The sequence below is a fragment of the Psychrobacter glacincola genome, assembly GCF_904846075.1.
Lineage (GTDB): Bacteria > Pseudomonadota > Gammaproteobacteria > Pseudomonadales > Moraxellaceae > Psychrobacter > Psychrobacter glacincola_C.
The window spans coordinates 135,096-151,788 of record NZ_CAJGZH010000003.1; the positions used below are offsets into that span (position 1 = coordinate 135,096).

Below are 16,693 nucleotides of genomic sequence, written 5' to 3' on the forward strand. Positions count from 1 at the left end.
ATCGTTGTTTTGTCTGATTAGATAAGCCTAGCACTATAGGATTTACGCATGTTTTCACCGTCTAAGCCTAGCGCCACAGCCAATAACACTATAGATAACAGTGCTTCAGAAAATAACGACAAAACTACTTTTGGACAAAGTTGTCTTGCGCGACTCTGGACATTTATAGTCAATCACCCAAAATCTATTGCCGCTATCATATTGCTGATCTCAACCATCCTATTTCTGACAGTCAATGTCAACGGCCATTGGGACTTTGCGCTACCGCTGCGAGGTAAAAAGTTACTGGCGTTAATGGTGGTCGGGTATGCGATTGGCGTATCGACTTTATTGTTTCAGACTTTGACGCACAACCCTATCTTGACGCCGTCATTGCTGGGCTTTGACTCGCTATATGTTTTATTACAAAGCCTGTTGGTTTTCTTTTTGGGCGCAATAAGTTTTACCAGTATCAATCCTCTTGCCAAATTCACCCTTGAAATTGTTTTAATGTTTGGCGCGTCATTATTGTTATTTAAGCTGCTGTTTTCAAAAAGCAGTCAGGATCTGACGCGACTGATATTGGTCGGCGTTATCTTTGGGGTCTTGTTTCGCAGCTTATCAGCCCTGATTGCCAGATTGATCAATCCTGATGATTTCGTCGTCGTGCAATCTGCCAGTTACGCACAATTCAATACAGTCAATCCTCAGCTGCTTGGTATCAGCATTGTTATCTGTGCCATTAGCGCACTGTTTATCTGGCGCTGGCGTTATCAATGTGACGTATTGATGCTTGGCAAATCACAAGCCATTAACCTCGGTATCAACTATCAACGCTTGGCATTTGGGCTATTAACGGTCATTGCGGTATTGGTCGCCACGGCAACCTCATTGGTCGGTCCAGTGACTTTCTTTGGGCTGTTGGTTTGTGCGCTAACCAATCGTATCGCTCGCCATATGTATCACAGCGAGCGTCTGATATTGGTCAGTTTGGTGGCGATGATTTGCTTGGTACTCGGTCAGATGATATTTGAGCAACTATTGGGCATGGCAGGTGTGCTATCGGTGGTCATTGAATTGGCTGGTGGTTTGGTATTCTTAATATTGATTTTTATGACTCAGCGTCGTTAATATCGTGCTTATTTAATAATCACTGACCTAGTAGCCAATCATCTAAAAACCATTGATATATTAATGAAAAATCAGATCCTTTGTAAAAGTAAGAACCACTATGATTAAACTCAATAACATCTCGCACCATATTGGTAAACAGCAAATTCTTCATGACATTACGTTGTCGTTACCAAGCGCCCAAGTGATCGCCTTGATTGGTCCCAATGGCGCGGGTAAATCTACTTTATTTTCGGTCATGGCACGCTTGCAACCGCTACAGTCGGGACAAGTCAGTTTCGCTGTAGATAATGAGGAACGTGATATTGTTAGCTGTCATGCGCGAACCTTGTCCAAAACTGTGGCGATGCTTGGACAAGACAACCAAGTACAAGGACGACTTCGCGTGCATGAGCTGCTGATGTTTGGTCGTTACCCTTATCACCAAGGGCAACCGACGGCGGACGATCAGCAAAAAGTGCAAGAAATTATCGAACGTTTTGAGCTTGCGCCATTAGCCGAGCGTTTTTTATCGACACTATCAGGTGGGCAGCGTCAGCGAGTATTGATTGCGATGATTGTTTGCCAAGATACGCCGTATTTGTTGCTCGATGAGCCGCTGAACAATTTGGATATGTACCATGCTGGTCGCCTGATGCGTGAGCTACGCGAGTTAAGCCATACTCAGCAAAAAACCGTGGTCATCGTGCTGCACGATATCAATCAAGCTGCGCAGTTCGCCGATACCGTGGTCACCATGAAAGAGGGTCAGGTGATGGCTGTCGGTCAACCTGCAGATGTCATCACCCAAGCAACCATGAAGGATCTGTATAACGTCGATGTGACCGTGCTCAATCATCAAGGTCGCCCAGTGATTGTCGATGCGGTTTAAGTACAGCATATCTTATAGTTGCTCTTTAATGGCTGGTTTCGCGTAATCGCTTCAAAGAGTTGTCTTTAACCGTCAATTTTTGCTTTTGCTTTAATCGACTTTGACGCCCTTTGACCCATAAATACACACCTGTGCCAGACAATACCGCCACGGCTAACCCCGTCAATGCTAAAAATATTTGATACAACAAATGACCTACGCCATGGCTGATATGACCCATGTGTAGCGTTGCCATCCATTGATCAGCTTGATTACCAAATGAGCTTTGATAGCCAAAATTAACACGCTCGACATTGCCTGTTGCGGCGTCAACCATGATAGATGACGCACCGCCTTTTTTACCGATATCTTTATTGGTTTTAAAGCGCATTTGCCATTGATTGTCCTCTTCTACCCAACGCACTCCCAATAGCTGCTGGACGCTGACGCCATTTTTTTGCGCGGCGATCTCTGCCTGCCTGCTTAAATAAGCGATGCTATTAGCCTTGTCTACCTTATTAGTACTGTTCATATTAGTGCCAATAGTAGTCGCCTCATCACTACTAGATTCAGTGTTTATCGCAGGCTTATTTTGTTTATCTCCTTTGCCTTCATCTCTACCTTCAAGTCCTACCAGCGCTTGCATTACAGGCTGATATATCGGTTTCAAATTAAAACCAACACTCGACCATGCAATGACAAACAACATGAGCCAGAGCCATAAGCCAAACGCATGATGCAAATCATAATTAAGCTTAAAAGTATTGGTTTTTCGGCGGATTTTCCAAGCAGGTAGCCAGCGTTTAAAAAATGAAGCGCGGGGTTTGCCAGATGGTTTTCTCAATGCGGCCTGTTGAGATTTATTGGCGCTAACTGCTCTTGGAAAGGTTAAATAAAAGCCAATAAAGCAATTAATCGTCCAGATTAAAGACACGATACCCAATACTAATTTGCCGATATCACCTAGCAATAAATCTCGGTGCAACCAAAATACCTTGTACATCGTATTGCGCCATGCCCACGCCTCTTTATCACGTGTACCGATAATTTCACTCGTAAAGGGATTGATATAGACCTCTTGAAATGGCGCTTTGGGCTGATTTTTGGCGCTTTCACCTCGGACTCTATCGACCGAAAAAACCGCTGATTTGTTCAGCTCTACTGACGTTGGCATACTAGAAAATTGATACTTTGGATAGGCGCTGATAACAGCATCATGCAGTGAGGCGATCGGTAGTGGCGGCTTGTGTTGCGCTTCAATATTTGCCAGCTTGTGATTAAACACATCATCCAGCTCATCATGAAACGCCAATAGCGTGCCCGTGATACCAGCAATGATCAAAAAAGCGGCCATCGCAAGCCCAGTATAACGATGAATCCATAAACAGCTCTGACGCAACGTAGGGGGAAATGAAGTCATTAGTATTGGTTTTTTATTCATCGTTTCTTTATTCATTGGTTATTTTGATTGGTATTTAAAAAAATTATGATTGCTATCACATGCTTCATCATTTACTGACCATAAAAAAGCCAGCTATCCTATACAGACAGCTGGCCCTTTCATCTATCATCAAGTGACAATAAGATTAGAACTGATACGTCAATGACGCTTTAATATTACGACCTTTCTCAAAGTCAGTAGCAACATCATCAATCGGATTTAGACGAGATGAGTGGCTCGCATAAGCTTCATCAAAAAGATTATAAACGCCAAGCGTGGCTTTTAATCCATCAACTTGTTTTGGCGAATAATTCATAAAGATATCATGAACATTATAGCTTGGTTTTTCAATCTCATTTTCAGACGCATTCGGCTTCACTGAAGCAACATAAGTACTGCGCCAGCCGATATCTGTGGTCTCTGTTGGGGCATAAGCCAGATTGACCATATATTTATCGCCTGATTCTGAGCTGCTTCCAGTCACTGAAGGAATACTGTAGCCCGTTTTTTCACCTTCGCTGCGTGCGCGTGAATAGCTCAAACCCATACTAAAGTTATTCATTTTATAGTCGGCAGCGAGCTCAACCCCTTTAATTTTAAAATCTTCATCTTTATTGATGACGCCTTGACATTCACCACCTAATTGTCCAGTGACACAGTCTAAGCCAACGCGAGTTCCGCCGGAACGAACAAATTCGATGTAGTTTTCGATATCGGTTTCAAAGTATTTACCGCTTAGTTGTAGTGCATCACCGGCTACCGTTAGGTCGCGTAACGTTGTAAGGATACCCACTTCAGCATTAGACCCTTCTTCTGCTTTTAAGTCATTATTAACGTAAGTTTTATCACCATTTGAATTAAAAATGGTTTGGCTTAAATCAGGACCATTAAATAACTGCGTGTAGCTGGCAAATACTTGCGTCAATGGTGCAATCTCATAGCTTGCGGCAAGTGCACCAACGACATTATCATAGGTTTTGCCACCAGAGATAAACTCAGGAGATTTGTAGCGGTCATAACGCACACCAGGTGTTAAAGTGAGCTTACCATTTCTCCATTGGTCTTCTAGATATACTGATGTATTGGTTGCCTCGTCTGACCCTGTTTTAACGAAGTCGCGCTCCATCTCCGATTCTTTTTTGTAATGCTCAATACCAGAGATAAGTTTGTGTGTGCCAACATTCGTAGCAATGTCACTGGTGTTTTGGATTTTTGCGCCTGTGGTTTGAACTTCGGCGTTAAAATCAAAACCTGGATCATTGATATAATCAGAATCACGCAAAATGCGGGTTTTGGTTTGATACACGTTGGTATCTACATCAATCAGTGGGTTGCTAGGATTAAAGCTATAATCAATACCATAAGTATCGCGCTTCACCTGTTGCGGAATTGGAGCCTCAGAGCGGCTAGGGAAGTCTGGACGGAATGGGAAAATACCTTTCTTTTCAGTTTGGCTGAAATTTGCGCCAATATGATGGTCATCGGCAATATAAGCACCCGCCTTTAATAAGATGCTTTCAGTTTTACTGTCTTCAAACAGCTCACGACCGTTACCATCTTCGCCAGAATCGCTATCGCGCTTGCCATAGTAAGCCAATAAGTCAACATTGTCCGTTGGTGCGGCATATACAGTCGTTGACGTTAGTAGCTCGTCATTATTACTGGCATAGCCTGCGTGAACTTTCGCTCCTATTCTTTGACCCGGTTTCAGCAAATCCACTGCATCAACGGTTTTAAAGGCCACCGCCCCGCCAATGGCATCATTTCCTAGCGTGACAGAATTGTTGCCAACTGCCACATCTGCTTGCTTAAGCAAGTCAGGGTCAATAGTAATGTCACCCATATGATAAAAAAGTTTGCCTTCTTGACGCGCCCCATCGATAGTGACTTTTAGGTTGCTGTCTTCAAGACCACGGATACGAATACGCTGATTGACCGCTGAGGTACCACCTACCGTAACCCCAGGAACGACATTCAAAAAATCGCTCAAATGGCTGGCTTGCTGCGCTGGCGTATAGTCTTCTATGTAAACAGAATCGGTTTGCACTTTATCACGTACTGAGCTATTGGCTGTCACTGTAATGGTCTGCAACGTGGTGCTTGGCATGTCTTCTGCAGGTGCTGCACTGACTGCTTGTGACCATAATACCGCTGCCACGCCCATGGACAATACCGTCATTTGACTAGATAGTTTTGATAACTTTACTTCACGCATAACACACTCACCTTATTGACTATCACAAATTAAAATTTTTAAGAGCTATTTACTGTTGAGCACAGCTTGTGGCAGTTGCACCGCTTATTGTTGAAAACCATTTTTTAGACGATTGGAGTCTTGACAAAGCCAAAGTCTTTCATACGAATAACAATGTTAATGATAATTGTTAGCATTTAAATAATGAGAGGCATAATAACGAAGTATTAACAATTTGGCAATAATTAATGCGAGAAATTTAATATTAAAAAATAGCGCTAAATCTGGCTGGCTTATTCCATTTTGTTGCTTACTGTTTTTAGACGAGTAGAAATAGCCAGCAAACCAAATCCACTGCGCTATGTTCGTCTAATAGACTGTTATTATTTAAGAAATAAAGCCATCAACATGAAAAAAAACGTTGCAATAGCCAACCCTTTCACTATACCCTTATATAGTTGACCAATTAGTCAGGTTTAAACCTACGACTATTAGTCATATTAATAAATAATAGCTAGCTGCTGATATTTATTAGCACAAGGATAAGTGCGACTCTTTGTGAGACAACTAAGCAATATGAAGATAAACGGTGTGTCGATATCCATCTCTAAACTCATCACACTGCTTAGCTCTCTCCACAGAGCTTGGACTAAAAGTCACTTTAGGAGGAAGCCAAGATGAGCGAACACATTCAAGGGAACCCCGATTTACTATACGGATTGCATGACCGCCCTACCCCTACAAAAGCCTTTTTGGGCGCAGTACAACACGTACTTGCCAGCTTTGTCGGTATCATCACCCCCTCATTAATCATAGGCGGCGTCTTGGGTTTGGGGGAACATATCCCTTATCTCATCAGCATGTCATTGATGGTATCAGGGGTCGCTACCTTTATTCAGACGCATAAAGTTGGACCAGTCGGTTCAGGTCTTATGGCGTTACAAGGAACCAGTTTTGGCTTCTTGGCCGCGGTATTGGCAGCAGGTTTTGTGGTAAAAAACAAAGGCGGGAGCCCGGAGGAGATTCTCTCTGTTATCTTTGGCGTCTCCTTTCTTGGTGCCTTCGTTGAGATTTTCTTAAGCCAATTTATCACCAAACTCAAATCTCTGATGAGCCCTATCGTTACTGGTTGTGTGATTGTGACTATCGGTCTGTCATTAACCAAGGTTGGTCTGACGGATTTGGCAGGCGGCGTGGGCGCTGAAGATTTCGGGAGTATACAGAATCTGCTGCTCGGTGGCGGAGTCTTGATCAGTGTGGTATTGATTAGTATTGTTAATAATAAAGTCATTCGCTCCAGTGCTATTTTTATAGGGTTGATGCTTGGTCTGATCGCAGCCATTCTTATGGGACGTATTGATTTCTCTTTGGTCTCTGATGCCCCTATCTTTACGCTACCTGTGCCATTCAAGTTTGGCTTTGGGTTTGATTGGCAGGCTTTTATTCCTATCGCCTTTATGTATGTCATTACCAGTATTGAAACCTCTGGTGATTTGACGGCGACTTCGATGATATCGGGCGAACCCATCAAAGGACCTTTATACGAGAAACGTATTAAAGGTGGCGTATTGGGAGACGGTGTCAACTCATTAATTGCGGCGGTGTTTAACACGTTCCCAGTGACGACTTTTAGCCAAAACAACGGCGTGATTCAGATGACCGGTATTGCCAGTCGCTATGTGGGCTTTTATGTTGGGGCTATCTTGTTCACTATGGGGCTATTTCCTATTTTGGGTGCTATCTTTACCCAATTGCCAAAACCAGTCGTTGGCGGTGTGACGTTATTGATGTTTGCAACGGTAGCGACCGCTGGTATTCGCATCCTATCAACGGTCAACTTTACCCATCGCAATATCTTAATCATTGCCACTTCGCTAGGTCTGTCTATGGGCGTGGCTTTTGTTCCTGATGTATTCGCACAGGCGCCGCAGCTTTTCCGTAATATCTTTGGTTCGGCGGTTACTATGTCAGGTATTGTGGCCATTACCCTCGATATGATTTTGCCCAAAAACTACGGTGTCGAATTTGATACGGTAGAACAACATCTGGATGACGGTCTAAAGCCTCTTAGACAAAAGGCTTCTTAAACGTACGTTAGAATAGTCAAATTCTTTACCAATCAGCATTGCTGTTCTAGTTCTGAAAATTGACTCTTTTAGCGCGCCTTAATACGAAAACATTCAGAATGCTTTCGTATTAATGGCATCTTATAGACGTAAAATAATAATACATAAGCATTACTCAAGACCACAGCCACGCAAAATAAACGGCACTAAAAAGTCTGCCGCCCGCGCTTCATCCTGCTGATCGTACTCACTCTTTTCCATCAAACCGACAATTTCTGTCTCAAATTCTGCATATCGCTGCGTCGTTGCCCAAATCAAAATCAATAGCTGTAAAGGGTCAGCGATGCCAATTTTGCCTTGCTCATGCCAAGTTTTCATCACTTGCGCCTTGTCTAGCGCCCACTTCTTCATGGTTGCCGACATAAATTCATGCAGATGAGGAGCACCGCCGATGACTTCCAGCGCAAACAATTTATGGCGATTGGGATGAGCAAACGCTTGATGCAATTTGGTACGGACAAACTTTTCGATGACCGTTTTAGGGTCACTATCGACACTCATAGCAACCAAGCCATCGTTCCACTCTTGAATAATAGAATGCAGCACGGCTTGGTACAGATTTTTTTTATTCTTAAAGTAGTAATGCACGTTGGCCTTTGGCAGCTCGGCTCTATCGGCAATACCTTGCATCGTCGCACCGCGAAAACCTTGCAGCACGAACTCCTCTTCTGCCGCCGCCAAAATGACGGTTTGATTGTGGGCGCGGATATCTTGCTGATTGCGCTGTACAGGCGCGTCAGACGCGGCTTGTGGTTCTATATCGTTATGTTGAGCCATGATAAATGTTACCTGTCATTATTGTGATGAATAAAGAGCAATATCCCAGCCAATAACTGGATTCATATGCTAATTTTTATGAAATATCATCAGTCTAAATAAAATATTTGCATAAAGTAGTTGACCAAATGGTCAGGTTTAAGCAGAATAGCTCATAGTAAACCAATTATTATTCGATAAATACTACTTTAGCATGAGATGTTATCGAGAGATGCTACTCCACTGCTTTTGTCAGCAAAGAAAAGGATGTCATAGTGAAATTATCTTTACAGCAGTTTAATGAGCTCTCAACAGCTGAGGCAATTTCACATCTATTGACCTGCTGTACCAGCACCCATTGGGCGCAGGCTTTAGAAAAAAAACGTCCTTTTTCAGATATATCTACACTACTTGCCCATAGTGACCACACTTGGCAACAAGCACAGACAGCAGAAGCCCAGTTACTAGAGGCTTTTGATGGTCATCCACAAATCGGCAACGTCGACTCGTTAAAAGAAAAATACCGCAACACGCAAGACAGTGCTGCCCATGAGCAGTCGGGTGCCAATGATGCCAATGACGAGGTGATTGAAGCTTTGGCTCAAGGCAATCAAGACTACCTTGATAAATTTGGCTTTATCTTTATCGTATTTGCCACTGGTAAGAGCGCGCAGCAAATGCTCGATTTATTGTTAGCACGCTTGCCCAATGATCGCGCTACTGAGTTGGTCAATGCGGCAGCTGAGCAAAATAAAATCACCCGCTTACGTTTACAGAAACTGCTGAGTGACGCTTAACGCATTCAGCCCATCTGACTCATTTATATAAAAGGAATTATTATGTCAGGTACTCTCTCATCGCATATTTTAGATACCCATTTGGGCAAACCAGCCGCTGGTATTGCCGTGACGCTAGATCGCGTAAGCGCAACTGGCGAGGCATCTCTATTAGCCAATGGCGTCACCAACGCGGATGGACGCGTGGCACCAGATAGCTGGTCTTTTGACCCAACGATTGATATTGCTGAATATCACTTAGATGTTGGTCGTTATACCTTAACCTTTGATACGCAGTCTTATTTCGATGCACAAAATCTCACGGCTTTTTATCCACAAGTAGTCATCGATTTTATAATAAGTGATAACGGTCACTATCATGTACCGCTACTGCTTAGCGCACATGGCTACAGCACATACCGCGGCTCGTAGTTATGTAGCATCACCATATAAAAGAACATCATAAAAGCACGTCGCCATAGCAAAACGCGTCGAAAGATTGAAAAAAGCTGAACAAAAGAAAATTGTAAAAAGGACATTTGCAACATGGGCGCTTATTATCTCGATTGGTTTAACTTATTTTTTCGCTGGTTCCACGTCATCGCTGGCGTGGCATGGATTGGTGCGTCTTTTTACTTTGTTTGGCTAGATCTTAGTTTACGTAAACCACCACAGTGGAAGGCTGACAAAGGCATTTCAGGCGACTTATGGGCGGTACATGGTGGCGGCTTTTATGAAATTGCCAAATATAAGCTTGAGCCCGAAGAGATGCCAAAGACCCTGCACTGGTTTAAATGGGAAGCTTATACCACTTGGCTGACGGGTATGGCGATGCTCTCTATCGTCTATTATGCCAATGCGACTGCCTACTTGATTGATCCAAGCAAAGTCGATTTTGGTAGTAGTATCGGTGCCATCTCGACCAGTTTGTTATTTTTATTCGGCAGCTATTTCATTTATGAAGTGATTGTCCGCAGCCACTTGGGCAAAAACTCCTTCATTTTTAGCACCATTATTTTTATCCTATTAATCATCGCCTGCTGGGGTTCTTATCAGCTATTTAGTGACCGTGCTTCGTTCATTCATATCGGTGCTATCTTAGGTACGGTGATGGCAGGTAATGTGTTCTTTGGCATCATGCCTGCTCAACGAGCGCTGGTAGAATGCGTGAGGCGTGGCGAAAAACCAGGCAAAGAAGTAGCGGACTTGGCACTACAAGCAAAAAACCGCTCGCTGATGAACAACTATTTTACCTTACCGCTGATCTTTACCATGATTAGCAATCATTATCCGATGATGTACTCTCATGCTCACGGTTGGTTAGTATTGGTATTTGTGGGTATCATCACGGCTATTGTACGTCACTATTTTAACCAAAAGCATTTAGACAATCATAAGCCGCGTTATTTGGTCATCCCTGCTGTCTTAACCGTATTGTTAATTATTTGGATGCGCCCAGAACCAATTGAGCCATTACCTGCTGTCACTGCTGCAGTCGCTGCTGAAACGGCGACACCAAATAGTGTGCCACCAACAACTGATAGCGCAGCCGACGGTTCTACTATAAGCAATGACTCTGTCTCAAATGAAAATATCACTGCCGACGTCGTGCCAGTAACTGCTTCTGCTGACGATGCCATTATGGATGTCGTGCACACGCGCTGTAGCACGTGCCATGCCGCTCAGCCTACTCAGCAAGGATTTGCCGCGCCGCCAGCTGGTATCATCTTGCAGACACCAACCGACATGAAAACTCATAAAGCAAAAATCGTCACTGCTGTACAAACAGGCTATATGCCACTGGGTAATCTCACAAAATTGACGGATGAAGAACGTCAGCAAATGGTGGCTTACGCATCGGGCTTATAGATAAAGGTCGTAGATAAATATTACATGAATCCAAAGTTACGCCTTATTTTGCTTTAGTTGACTTAAGTTGCTTTAAAATATTTAGGATATATGGACAATGAGTAAAAAAATAATCAGCGATTTCAATCAAGACGCCTACCCTCGCGACTTAAAAGGCTATGCTGACAAGCCGCCAAAAGCCAACTGGCCAGGCGGCGCTAAAATCGCTGTACAGTTCGTCCTCAATATCGAAGAAGGCGCAGAAAATAGCGTGATTCATGGTGACGGTCAATCAGAGCGGTTTTTATCGGATGTCTTGGGTACGCCAGAATTTAACAATCGTCATCAGTCGATTGAGTCGGCATTTGAGTATGGTAGCCGTGTGGGTGTTTGGCGAGTATTAGACACTTTTAAAGAATACGGTTTGCCTATTACGACCTTCACTTGCGCTGCTGCTGCCGAAAAAACGCCGCATATTATCGAGCGCATATTAGAAGATGGGCACGAAATCGCCAGTCACGGTCTACGCTGGATTACTTATCAAAATATGTACCGCGAGACCGAGCGCGAGCATGTGCGCCGTGCCACTGAAATATTCGAGAGCATGATCGGCGGTCAGCCGCTCGGTTGGTACACGGGACGAGATAGCCCCAATACTCGTGAGTTGGTCGCCGAACAAGGTGGCTATATTTATGACTCAGACTCTTACGCGGATGAGCTCCCTTACTGGCTCAATGTCAAAGTAGAAGACGGTAACAAAATCGCTCGTAAGCCGCATTTGGTCATTCCCTATACCTTAGAGACCAATGACATGCGCTTTGCATCAAGCCCAGGCTTTACCAACGCCGAGCCTTTTTATCAATACTTAAAAGACAGCTTCGATACCTTATACGAGGAAGGCGCGCACACACCCAAGATGCTGACCATCGGTTTGCATTGCCGCATCATTGGTCGCGCCGGTCGCATCGTTGCCCTCAAAAAGTTTTTGCAATATATCACCAGCAAGCCCGATGTGTGGGTATGCCGCCGTGATGACATTGCCAAACACTGGTATAAAAACCATCCAGCCTCTGCCGATAACACTGCGAACTGGATGTAACCATACGTTTAGACACAAATTTATTGCGGCACAACACCACTAAGGAACATCAACAATGTCAACAAAGAGTACATATTACGCACCCACTGGCGGCTTGCCTCCACAAACACAACTGCTATCTGATCGCGCTATCTTCACCGAAGCTTATGCAATTATTCCAAAGCGCGTACTAACCGACATTGTAATTAGCTATTTGCCGTTTTGGACAGGTATGCGCATGTGGGTACTTGCACGTCCACTTTCAGGTTTCTCTGAAACTTTTTCACAGTATATCGTCGAAGTTGAGCCTAATGGCGGCTCAGAAAAGCCTGAACTAGATGCAAACGCTGAAGGGGTTATATTCATCGTAGAAGGTGAAATGGATATTACTATTGAAGGCGTGTCGCATCATCTTGAAGCGGGCGGTTATGCATTCTTACCACCTGGCTGCAAATGGACGCTAAAAAACAATAGCGACAAGCACGTTAAATTCCATTGGATTCGTAAAGCTTATCAACACTGTGAAGGTATTGAAGTGCCTGAAGCCTTTGTAACCAGCGATCACGATGTTGAAGCGATTGAGATGCCGGGTACTGATGGCGTATGGGCAACCACCAGATTTACCGAGCAGTCTGATATGCGTCACGACATGCATGTGAATATCGTGACTTTCCAACCAGGTGGCGTGATTCCATTTGATGAAACTCATGTGATGGAACATGGTTTGTATGTCCTAGAAGGTAAAGCCGTCTATCACTTAAACGGTGAATGGGTAGAAGTTGAAGCAGGTGACTTTATGTGGCTACGCGCATTCTGCCCACAATCTTGTTACGCTGGCGGACCCGGTCCATTTAGATACTTACTATACAAAGACGTGAATCGTCATATGCCGTTTATTCGCCCAGCACGATAAGCAATATAGCGGCATAATCGTTCATTCGAATATGTCATTTATTCCCAGATGTTGATTTAATTCGCGTACGGGCTTATGGCAAAGTGGCTCATAGCAATTATAAACAGTGATCACCAAAAGTAAGGCAAAGTCATGAGTACTCTTATGAAGACTACGATCGTTGCAAGACCTTTAACCAAAGCTGAGTTTGCGCCCTACGGCACCGTAATCGAACCCTATGACAAGGAAACACAGACGCCTGAAAATAGCTACCATATCAATAAAGGCTATGCCTGCCGCCATCACGCCATCGCTGAAGCCAAACTTGACGGCGGCGATGTCGGCATGAGTATCTTCCGCGCCAAAAAGCGTGAATTTCCTATTGCCTTATCGGTCATGGAATATCATCCGTTTGGCACGCAAGCGTTTTTTTCGATGAATGGTCAGGATTATATCGTCATCGTTGCGCCTGCTGGTGCGCCGCCACAGTCTGCAGATGATTTGACCGTGTTTTATGTCCAATCTCATCAAGGTGTGCAATACGATGCCAATGTCTGGCATCATCCGCTACTTGCCCTCGGTTGTGACTCTGATTTTTTGGTGATAGATCGTATCAATGGTGAAGGCAAAAACTGTTATGAGCTGGATATAGAGGATTGGCAGGTGCAAATTGAACTTGCCAGTGAGCACTCTTCCGTTTAATTAGGGTCTGTAAACGAGCTGTTAACCATTCATAAACATAAAGCCAGTTAATAAAAATTAGTTGGCTTTATGTTTATAAATGTAGGATCCATCCTATATAAATAATCATCTTCCAAAACACAGTGCCCATCTAACAGCAGTAGCAAAACATCTACATAGGCTACTTGCCTTTTATGTACTATCATACTAGAATGCTGAAACGAAGTAAGCTTCCCTTTCCTTTTCCATTAAGATGAATGTTATGAGCACAGACCCTTATCAAAGCTTATTAAGCCATTTAGCCAGTTGTCATGACAGCACCGCTATCGACCTGCTATTCAGTGCGCTATTGACGGAAAAAGAGCAGCAGGAAATCGCCAATCGTATCCGCATTTTTGACTTGCTTGAGCGCGGTGTCACCCAGCGCGAGATATCCGAGCAGCTAGGTGTCGGTATCGCTACCGTCTCGCGCGGCGCCAAAGCCATGCAAGTTCACGATGTGAGTGCCTTACTAATTACTCATAGAAAACATTCATGAAAGACACATCTGAAAAGGCCGCTTAATTAGTTAGAAACTAGAACTTTAATTTGTCTTACTTTTTATTTGATCAACTATTGAACCAATTTGGATATTGTTATGACCTCTCCTAACTTAAAACCTAACCAACCTGCTGCTATTGATATTCCTAGTAAACCACAGCGCATTAAACTCACGCAGGACATTGATTTCTTTGCGTTGTTTAAACGTATTGAGCGCGCTTTTGAGACTTGTTATTTGCTCGAATCATTGGGCGAAGATGGACATATGGCGCGTCATCATGCGATTGGTTTTGATCCAGTGATGACCATTGCTGCCATCGATCGTGCAACCCTCGCGATTACTGATAATAAAACTGCTGAAACTAGCCGTTATCAAACGGATAATCCTTACGAGCTACTGCGCAAAATTACGCCGCAGCACGTCATTGCTCGCGACCAAAGCGGTGGTCTTGTCGGTTATTTGGGTTACGACAGTGTCAATTTCTTTGAACCCAGTCTCAATGCTAAAGCGAGCGATGACTTTGAACCGTTTAAATTTGGCGTATATTTGGATGGTCTAACGCTCGATAAGATGACCGGTGAGATTTTCTACTTTTATTATCCAACTGCGCAGCAAGAAAACCGCATCGAGCAAATCAAAGCGCTACTTGATGAGCAAATTCCAAACTATGAGCCGCCTACAGTTGAGTTTTTGGGTGATGGCATGAGTCAAGAAGAGCACGCTAAAGCCGTCATGCAAGTCAAAGAAGACATCATCTCAGGGCGTATCTTTCAGTGTGAGGTTGGCTTTAAATCCAAATACCGTATTGCCGGCGATAAAATGCCCATTTATGAGAAATTGCGGTCGGTCAATCCGTCGCCGCACATGTATTTTATGAAATTTGCTCAGCAGTGCATCATTGGTGCCTCACCAGAACTGCTGTTTCGCTTGCGTCAAGGTGAGATGGAAACCTATCCATTGGCAGGCACCGCCAAGCGCGGCGTCGATGTCATCGAAGACCGACAGCTTGCTCGCGCATTACTAAATGATGCCAAAGAAATTGCCGAGCACAATATGCTAGTCGATTTGCATCGCAACGATATCGGCCGTGTGGCACAATTTGGCACCGTCAAAGTACGTAGTCTCATGGATATCAAACGCTTCTCACACGTGCAACATATCTCGTCTGAAATCGTCGGAATCTTGCATCCTAATGAAGATATGTTTAGCGCCCTTGCCAGTAACTTTCCCGCAGGTACTTTGTCAGGCGCACCAAAAGTTGAAGCGATTAAAGTGATTAATGAGCTAGAGCCAGATGGACGCGGTGCTTATGGTGGTGCGCTTGGATCGTTTAATTTCAATGGTGATTGTATTTTTGCCATTCCTATTCGTAGCCTATTCATCAACGGTGAGTCTGCCTATGCGCAAACCTGCGGCGGTAATGTTTATGACTCCAATCCTGCTGATGAATATCTAGAAATTCAGCGTAAATTGTCTGCCATTAAAGTGGTATTAGACAGTTTTATGAACCCGTAAATTGCTTATATTTTGCCAAAGAGTTGATAACCAATGAATGTTTTAATTATAGATAACTACGACTCGTTTACCTTTAATCTTTACCAATATATCGGTGAGATCTTACAGACGGTGGACAATGATAAAGCCGCAAACGTCATGGTTAAACGTAATAATGAGATAACGTTAGCAGATGTGCAGGCAATGAATCTTGATAGAATCATTATCTCACCTGGCCCTGGCGCACCTGATGATCCTGCCTACTTCGGTATTTGTGCTGAAGTAATTGAAGTCATGGGCAAGACGACACCGCTACTGGGTGTTTGCTTAGGTATGCAAGGAATTGCACATGTATTTGGCGGTGACGTGGTACGTGCTGGTGTACCGATGCATGGTAAGGTCTCATCGATTCGCCATGATGGCGCGGGTGTCTATCAAGGCTTGCCACAAGAGATAGAAATCATGCGCTACCACTCATTAATGGTAAAAGCAGACAGCTTACCAGATTGCTTGGCTGTCACAGCCGTCGTCGCCAATGACGCTCATGCTCAGTTAAGCCTGACCGAATCAGCGCTAGCAGGTGATGAAATTATGGGGCTACAGCATAAAGACTACCCCATCCAAGGCGTACAGTTTCATCCAGAGTCATTTGCAACTGAAGGTGCCAAACGCTTGCTGACGAATTTTTTGCTACAGTTGTAAGTCATGATGCTTAAGTTTGGGAATATGACCCCAAAGGATAATAAGCTAAAGAGCAGCGTACTTCTAACTCAAATAAATTGATTTTTATGCCGAACTGACTTGTGTTAGTACTTAATTAACGCTTTAATGGTAGACTAAAAAAACAAACAAAAGACAGCCCTTACTCGGGGTTGTCTTTTTCTTATGTCAGTATTGTATGATGCC

15 protein-coding genes are annotated in these 16,693 nt (G+C 43.9%); 12 read left to right on the forward strand and 3 right to left on the reverse strand.

Annotated elements, in window-relative coordinates:
- Positions 1-48: 48 nt before the first annotated feature.
- Together JMW85_RS11670 and JMW85_RS11675 are read left to right on the forward strand one after the other, a co-directional pair.
- Positions 49-1,110 carry an iron chelate uptake ABC transporter family permease subunit gene (locus tag JMW85_RS11670; RefSeq protein WP_201581894.1) on the forward strand — a complete coding sequence of 354 codons (1,062 nt, stop codon included), beginning with the start codon at positions 49-51 and terminating at the stop codon, positions 1,108-1,110.
- 100 nt (positions 1,111-1,210) lie between these two features.
- Entirely contained in the window at positions 1,211-1,981 is a 771-nt protein-coding gene (locus tag JMW85_RS11675; protein WP_201581895.1) for an iron ABC transporter ATP-binding protein, read from the forward strand.
- 25 nt (positions 1,982-2,006) lie between these two features.
- On the opposite strand, the gene JMW85_RS11680 is transcribed toward JMW85_RS11675, so the two are convergent.
- A complete protein-coding gene (locus JMW85_RS11680; protein ID WP_201581896.1) occupies positions 2,007-3,380 on the reverse strand; it encodes a PepSY-associated TM helix domain-containing protein in 1,374 nt (457 codons plus the stop codon).
- A gap of 166 nt (positions 3,381-3,546) precedes the next feature.
- A complete protein-coding gene (locus JMW85_RS11685) occupies positions 3,547-5,616 on the reverse strand; it encodes a TonB-dependent receptor domain-containing protein (protein WP_201581897.1) in 2,070 nt (689 codons plus the stop codon).
- A 656-nt stretch (positions 5,617-6,272) separates the two neighbouring features.
- Here JMW85_RS11685 and JMW85_RS11690 point away from each other — a divergent pair.
- Positions 6,273-7,682, forward strand: a complete 1,410-nt coding sequence (locus tag JMW85_RS11690) for a uracil-xanthine permease family protein (RefSeq protein WP_201581898.1) — start codon at positions 6,273-6,275, stop codon at positions 7,680-7,682.
- A gap of 150 nt (positions 7,683-7,832) precedes the next feature.
- Here JMW85_RS11690 and JMW85_RS11695 read toward each other — a convergent pair whose 3' ends face one another.
- The gene (locus JMW85_RS11695; protein WP_201581899.1) at positions 7,833-8,498 is read right to left on the reverse strand and encodes a TetR/AcrR family transcriptional regulator; all 666 of its coding nucleotides are present in this window, start codon (positions 8,496-8,498) and stop codon (positions 7,833-7,835) included.
- Between the two features lie 254 nt (positions 8,499-8,752).
- Here JMW85_RS11695 and uraD point away from each other — a divergent pair, with 254 nt between their 5' ends.
- The 9 genes from uraD to JMW85_RS11740 all read left to right on the forward strand — a co-directional run bounded on the left by uraD (position 8,753) and on the right by JMW85_RS11740 (position 16,489).
- Complete coding sequence (gene uraD, locus JMW85_RS11700; protein WP_198329389.1) at positions 8,753-9,274, forward strand: 2-oxo-4-hydroxy-4-carboxy-5-ureidoimidazoline decarboxylase; 522 nt, start codon at positions 8,753-8,755, stop codon at positions 9,272-9,274.
- 42 nt (positions 9,275-9,316) lie between these two features.
- Positions 9,317-9,685, forward strand: coding sequence for a hydroxyisourate hydrolase (uraH, locus tag JMW85_RS11705; protein ID WP_201581900.1), 369 nt, complete (start codon positions 9,317-9,319; stop codon positions 9,683-9,685).
- 114 nt (positions 9,686-9,799) lie between these two features.
- Positions 9,800-11,122 carry a urate hydroxylase PuuD gene (locus tag JMW85_RS11710; protein ID WP_201581901.1) on the forward strand — a complete coding sequence of 441 codons (1,323 nt, stop codon included), beginning with the start codon at positions 9,800-9,802 and terminating at the stop codon, positions 11,120-11,122.
- Positions 11,123-11,219: 97 nt separating this feature from the next.
- On the forward strand, positions 11,220-12,200 hold the full coding sequence (gene puuE / locus JMW85_RS11715; protein ID WP_201581902.1) for an allantoinase PuuE: 981 nt from the start codon (positions 11,220-11,222) through the stop codon (positions 12,198-12,200).
- A 55-nt stretch (positions 12,201-12,255) separates the two neighbouring features.
- Positions 12,256-13,092 (forward strand): bifunctional allantoicase/(S)-ureidoglycine aminohydrolase, encoded by an 837-nt coding sequence (locus JMW85_RS11720; RefSeq protein ID WP_201581903.1) that lies wholly within the window; start codon positions 12,256-12,258, stop codon positions 13,090-13,092.
- Between the two features lie 132 nt (positions 13,093-13,224).
- Positions 13,225-13,773 (forward strand): ureidoglycolate lyase, encoded by a 549-nt coding sequence (locus tag JMW85_RS11725; RefSeq protein ID WP_227681854.1) that lies wholly within the window; start codon positions 13,225-13,227, stop codon positions 13,771-13,773.
- Positions 13,774-14,014: 241 nt separating this feature from the next.
- Positions 14,015-14,290, forward strand: a complete 276-nt coding sequence (locus tag JMW85_RS11730) for a Trp family transcriptional regulator (protein WP_201581904.1) — start codon at positions 14,015-14,017, stop codon at positions 14,288-14,290.
- A gap of 99 nt (positions 14,291-14,389) precedes the next feature.
- Positions 14,390-15,808 (forward strand): anthranilate synthase component I family protein, encoded by a 1,419-nt coding sequence (locus tag JMW85_RS11735; RefSeq protein WP_201581905.1) that lies wholly within the window; start codon positions 14,390-14,392, stop codon positions 15,806-15,808.
- 33 nt (positions 15,809-15,841) lie between these two features.
- Positions 15,842-16,489, forward strand: coding sequence for an anthranilate synthase component II (locus JMW85_RS11740; protein WP_201581906.1), 648 nt, complete (start codon positions 15,842-15,844; stop codon positions 16,487-16,489).
- The last annotated feature ends 204 nt before the right edge of the window (positions 16,490-16,693 follow it).